The 6,134-nt window shown below is 41.7% G+C and carries 4 protein-coding genes; 1 reads left to right on the top strand and 3 read right to left on the bottom strand.

The annotated features are described in order from the left end of the window. Positions 1-331: 331 nt before the first annotated feature. Positions 332-2,971: an ATP-dependent chaperone ClpB gene (clpB, locus tag G500_RS0107910; RefSeq protein WP_027002173.1), complete on the top strand. Its 2,640-nt coding sequence runs from the start codon at positions 332-334 to the stop codon at positions 2,969-2,971. A 188-nt stretch (positions 2,972-3,159) separates the two neighbouring features. On the opposite strand, the gene G500_RS0107905 is transcribed toward clpB, so the two are convergent. The 3 genes from G500_RS0107905 to G500_RS24945 form a co-directional block, all read right to left on the bottom strand. Then, complete coding sequence (locus G500_RS0107905; RefSeq protein ID WP_027002172.1) at positions 3,160-4,014, bottom strand: HpyAIV family type II restriction enzyme; 855 nt, start codon at positions 4,012-4,014, stop codon at positions 3,160-3,162. Positions 4,015-4,027: 13 nt separating this feature from the next. Next, positions 4,028-5,179: a site-specific DNA-methyltransferase gene (locus G500_RS22855; RefSeq protein ID WP_086047858.1), complete on the bottom strand. Its 1,152-nt coding sequence runs from the start codon at positions 5,177-5,179 to the stop codon at positions 4,028-4,030. Positions 5,180-5,772: 593 nt separating this feature from the next. Further along, on the bottom strand, positions 5,773-6,093 hold the full coding sequence (locus tag G500_RS24945; protein ID WP_154657068.1) for a helix-turn-helix domain-containing protein: 321 nt from the start codon (positions 6,091-6,093) through the stop codon (positions 5,773-5,775). Positions 6,094-6,134: the final 41 nt, after the last annotated feature.

The raw sequence follows: 6,134 nt of genomic DNA, 5'->3' as shown, positions 1-6,134 counted from the left end.
TATTACAAACCTTTTTTAAATCAAGGCAGGGAGATTTATCTTATCGCTATCAATTTTTCGGGCGAAACCAAAAGCGTCGAGAAAATGAAGATAGAGAAGGTTTCCTAAGACTTCGTATTGGGACAAAATACAGGGACGATTTTTTGAAAAAAAAGACATTTCGTCAGTTTTAGACAAAAAAATAACAACAGCAACCTTAGTAGCAGCCTTAAAATCAGACAAAAAGTCATTTGATGATGCCCTTCTCCGATTTTGCGTAATTATTGAAAAGGGACTATGCCAGAAGAGAAAACCTCCTAAACCTTTACAACAATTCGCAAATTTTTAAGATATGAACTTCAATAAATTCACCATTAAAGCACAAGAAGTATTGCAAAAAGCCAGCGAAATGGCAGTAGCGATGCAGCACCAAATCGTGCAGACGGGACACTTGCTCAAAGCCGCCTTTCAAGTAGATGAAAATTTGGCGGGCTTTGTTCTTAAAAAATTAGGGATTAGTCCACAAAATTTTAGCTCTCAAATTGATACACTTATCGGACAATACCCCAAAACTTCTGGCTCCGACCCCTATCTTTCTAATGACGCACACGCCGCCCTTTTAGCCGCCGAAAATTACCTACAACCCTTGGGCGATGAATTTGTAGCCGTAGAACACATCTGGTTGGGCTTGCTCAAAGGCAAAGACAATGTAGCCGATTTGATGAAAAAGGCAGGTTTTGCCGAAAAAGACTTGCTCAAAGCCATACAAGAAATGCGCGGCGGCAGCAAGGTAAAAGACCAAAACGCCGAAAATAAATACCGAAGCCTCGAACGCTATTCTCAAAATCTCACCGATTTGGCACGTAAGGGCAAATTAGACCCCGTCATTGGCAGAGATGAGGAAATCCGCAGGGTGTTACAAATCCTTTCCCGACGCACCAAAAATAACCCCATGCTCATTGGCGAGGCAGGCGTAGGAAAGACTGCTATTGCGGAAGGCTTGGCGCAGCGCATTGTAACGGGCGACGTACCCGAAAATCTCAAATCGGTAACCTTAGTGTCCCTCGATATGGGGCTTTTGATAGCAGGCGCGAAGTACAAGGGCGAATTTGAGGAACGCCTCAAAGCCGTTATCAAAGAAGTTACGGATTCGGAAGGTGAAATTATTTTATTTATTGATGAAATTCATACCCTTATCGGTGCAGGGGCAGGCGGCGATTCGGCAATGGACGCTGCCAATTTGCTCAAACCAGCCTTAGCGCGTGGCGAACTTCGCGCCATCGGTGCGACTACTTTGAAGGAATACCAAAAGTACATTGAGCGCGACAAAGCCTTAGAACGCCGTTTTCAGACCGTTTTTGTAGATGAGCCGTCGGTACAAGATGCCATCTCTATTTTGCGCGGTATCAAGGAAAAATACGAACTCCACCATGGCGTGCAAATCAAAGATGATGCCCTGATAGCCGCCGTACAGCTTTCCTATCGCTACCTGCCCGATAGAAAACTCCCCGATAAGGCGATTGATTTGATGGACGAAGCCGCCTCGAAATTGCGGATAGAGATGAACTCGATGCCCGAAGAACTGGACGAAGTGCGCCGCAAGATTATGCAATTAGAAATCGAGCGCGAAGCCATCAGAAGAGAAGGCGATAGGGAAAAAGACGCGCTTCTTTCCAAAGAAATCGAGGATTTGAAATTGGGACAGAAAACGCTCAAAGACAAGTGGGAAGGCGAAAAAGGGGCTATCGATAAAATTCGCGACCTCAAAGAGCAAATAGAGCAGTTTCGCCTCGAAGCAGAGCAGGCAGAACGCGCAGGCGATTACGGCAGGGTAGCCGAATTGAGATACGGCAAAATTTTGGAAGCCGAAAAACTTTTGAAGGAGCTACAAAAAGAAGCCGAAGAGAAGCAGCACCAGCAGAAGTCCCTTTTGCGCGAATTTGTAACGGCAGAAGACATCGCCGAAGTGGTTGCCAAATGGACAGGCATACCCGTCAGTAAGATGCTACAAGGCGAAAAGGAAAAACTTTTGCACCTCGAAGCCGAACTTAGCAGGCGCGTAGCAGGGCAGAAAGCAGCCATTCAAGCCGTTTCTGATGCCGTCAGGCGAAGCCGCGCAGGGGTGCAAGACCCCAACCGTCCCATTGGTTCGTTTATCTTTTTGGGTACGACGGGCGTAGGAAAGACCGAGCTTGCCAAAGCCTTAGCCGAGTTTCTTTTTGATGACGAAAATGCGATGGTTAGGATTGATATGTCCGAATATCAAGAACGCCATAGCGTCAGTCGCCTCATTGGTGCGCCACCAGGGTACGTAGGTTATGACGAGGGCGGACAGCTCACCGAAGCCGTCCGCAGGAAGCCTTATAGTGTGGTGCTTTTAGATGAGATAGAAAAGGCGCACCCCGACGTTTTTAATATCCTCTTGCAGGTCTTGGACGAGGGCAGGCTCACCGACAACAAGGGCAGAATTGCCAACTTCAAAAATACTATCGTCATCATGACCTCCAACTTAGGTTCGCACATCATACGTGAGCGTTTGGCGGATATGGAAGCGAAGGGCGCACTTTCTGAATATGAGCGAGAGGCGATTTTGGAACAGACCAAAGACGAAGTTTTCGAGCTTTTGAAGCGCAGTTTCAGACCCGAATTTCTAAACCGCATAGACGAAACGGTGCTTTTCGAGCCACTTTCGCAGCAGCATATTCAGAAAATTGTTCAACTGCAAATCAAGCAAATACAAAAGCGTTTGCAAGAAAATGGCATTTTATTAGAAGTAGAGCCAGAGGTAGTAGAATATTTAGGGCGATTGGGCTATGACCCACAATTTGGCGCACGCCCTTTGAAGCGCGTTGTGCAGCGAGAGCTACTCAACGAACTTTCCAAAGAAATCCTAAGCGGCAATATTTCCAAAGACAGCCCCGTTTTGGTTGTCCTGCACAATAAGGAGCGAATCGTCTTTATCAACGACGTAGCCGCCGACCTCAACTTCTAAACCCTTTTCCGTCGCCGAGGGCTGATAGCCGTCGGCGACGGTTTTTCACGCCGTTGTCTGTGTCCATACAGACGACAAGGGGCATAACGTTGATTATCGTATTGTCATAAAGTTGCTTGTGAGACATAAGCAACGGCGGGGGGCTTGTTCTTTGGTTATTAGAAAACTGCGTACAACAGATGGGTGCATTACTCTGCCAAGTTACGCAATTTATCGCTTAGAGCGCGATATACAGGCGTTTCTTTTTGTTGAAAATACTCTGTTAGGAGTTTTAATGTTGCATTGGTAGGAAAAATAATTTTCAAAATCTGTTGGACTATTTGGTCATTATTCAGTATTTTTCTATAATAAACAGGTTCTAAATCTTTTATTTCTGCGAATGTTTCAGCTGGATTAAGGTCAAAATTAATTTGAGGGAGCGTAGGGACATCTTTTTTCCATTGGATTAGATAGGTTTGTATTTCTTGCCAAGTTGTACTTTGGTTGAGGTAATCAAATAAATCTTGTCCATAGAATAAATGAAGTTCGACTTGATAGTCTTGCGCCATTTTCGATAGCTCTTGCTCATAGTAGCGTTTATTCTTTACAAGCTCTGGGTCTATAAAATAGAATATCCCAACTACTTTTTTTCCTCTGTGCTTGTTTTGGAGTAAATTCAACTTTTTTTCAAAGTTTTGAATCTGTCCTCTTTTTTTTGTACTGTCATGGTCATCTCTAACTTTTTGCTCTATGAAATATAGAGTAGTATTCGAGGAAAAACATTGGTCTATGTTCAACAAGCTGCTGTCTGCTTCTTGATAACGTTTTGATAGAGTTTGATAGCCAAATTCCTCTATGTATGCGCCTATAGCCGTTTCAAAAGCATCGCCAAACCGAATTTCATGTGATTGCAATAGGTTTTGTAACAGTTTGGCATGAGGATGGGTAGGGCGAAATAGCCCGATATAGCGACTTGGATTTTCGGCAATTTTTTTCAGCAAGTCTGCTTTAGCTCGCTCAAAAATGGTATCGTCGAATATTTGTTTGAATTTTTGATATTTCATATAATATAAAAGTCTAAATAATACTACTATCTGTAAGTTTTGAATCGCGTATGGAGCGCAACTCTTCTAACAATGAGTCATTTTTTTCGACTCGGAAAAACTTTTTTTCGTAGGCGAGTCTTAGCTCGTCTATGGAGATGAGTTCGTTTTCACGCATTACATACCAAAATGTCCAACCGTTGTTGGTAGCCTTGTTAAGCAAAACAGAGCTGACTTTGTGTATCGAACCTACTGCTGTGCCATTGGCTATAATACTGGCATTGGCTTGTACTACGGCTGTTAGCTTTTTATCTTTCGAGTATAACGTTTCTCCGATTGAAACATAGCCTTTTTCAACTAAATTACCAAACGGAATACGTGGTTTTTTTCTATCGATTTTATATTCAAGTACATTTTTGCTTAGAGGCTTTACTTGATTGATGCGCTCTTGGGCAACTTGGATATAAAAAGGTTCTCGTTCTAATCCAATAAAGTTTCGCCCCAGTCGTTTGGCTACTGCCCCAGTTGTTCCGCTGCCAAAAAATGGGTCTAACACTATGTCACCGACGTTGGAAGTCGAGATGATAATTCTATACAAGAGTTCCGCAGGCTTTTGTGTGCTATGCGCTTTCTGCCCATTGACCTTAATTCGCTCTTCTCCACTACAAATCGGTATCAACCAGTCGCTACGCATCTGAAGGTCGTCGTTCATCGTTTTGAGCGAGTGGTAGTGAAAGGTATAGCGTGATTTTTTGGACTTAGTTGCCCATATCAACGTTTCGTGTGCATTATTAAACCGCGTTCCTTTAAAATTAGGCATAGGGTTGTTTTTTACCCAAATAACATCATTCAAGAGCCAAAAATCCAAATCTTGCATAATTGCTCCTACCCGAAAAATATTGTGGTATGTGCCTATAACCCAAATGCTACCCGTATCTTTTAAAACCCTATGACATTCGGCAAGCCACTGTTGGCAAAATGCGTCATAGGTCTTCAAGGACGCAAACTTATCCCACTCATCGTCGACGGCATCTACCTTGCTCTGGTCGGGGCGGTGCAATTCGCCATTGAGCTGTAGGTTGTAAGGTGGGTCGGCAAATATTAAATCTATGGAGTTGCTTGGTATTTTTTTAAGATTCTCTATGCAGTCGCCTGCTATAATCGTATTCAATAAGTTGTTTATCATATTCTTGAGGGCTTGGGACAAATGACAATGCACAAAGTTACGATTTTTCTGCAAAACTCCCTCTTCTAGACACAGCCTCCGAAAGACTTGCTTAATTGATAAGTTGTAGACGCAAGCTACGCCTAATATTGGCTTAAATTGCTATTTTTTTACTATCTTGCCCCTCGAAACAAAATTTTCTTTGCTCTGCTAAAAAAGGGCAATCGCGTTTTTTTCTTAGAAGCCACTTCGAGTGGTATTATTTTTCACTTTCAAAATTTAAAAAATAGATGAAAAAACTAAAATTTTATGCTTTTTGGTTATATCTTAATTCTTTGACTTTCAAGCATTTAGCTTGTGAAAAGAATTGCCACTTCTTACAAAAAGCCCATTTAAGACCCAAAAAACGCCTATTTTGGTGTTTTTGGGTCTTTTTTTTTACCCCCTCTTACCTAAAAACGGCACTTTTTCACAAAAAACGGTACTTTTTGTTTGGCAAATCTTACATCAAAGTGACATTTTCGGTTTGAGAAAATACTGCGTTTTGAGGGATTTTGTTTTTTTCAAATAGTTAGCCTTCCAAAACTACCCTTGTATTTTTTTGTTTCAGAAAGCTAACTTATCTTTTTTTCTATTTCCTCGATTTTAGCTTTAATCTCTGATATTGCCTTTGCAATTTGGTTTAATTTTTCATCTTTTTTATCTATCAAATCGTAAATATCAATATTCAGAAATTTAACTACCTTTTCTAACCTTTGCAGGGAAAATTCTTGCTTTCCATTTTCCATAGCCAAATAAGTAGGTCTGGAAACTCCTATCTGTTCGGCTATATCTTCTTGGCTTACGCCTTTTTCTTTGCGAATTTGTCGCAATTTAGCCAATATCTGTTCTGTATTCATAGAAAGCAAATATATTAAGAATATGGATTGTATCATGGGCTTGTAAATTTTTTTTACATTTTTTTGGTTGGACACTT

It is taken from the genome of Hugenholtzia roseola DSM 9546, assembly GCF_000422585.1.
In the GTDB taxonomy this organism is placed as follows: Bacteria; Bacteroidota; Bacteroidia; order Cytophagales; family Bernardetiaceae; genus Hugenholtzia; species Hugenholtzia roseola.
Note: the sequence above shows the minus strand (reverse complement) of the source record. Positions and strands in the feature narration are given on the sequence as shown.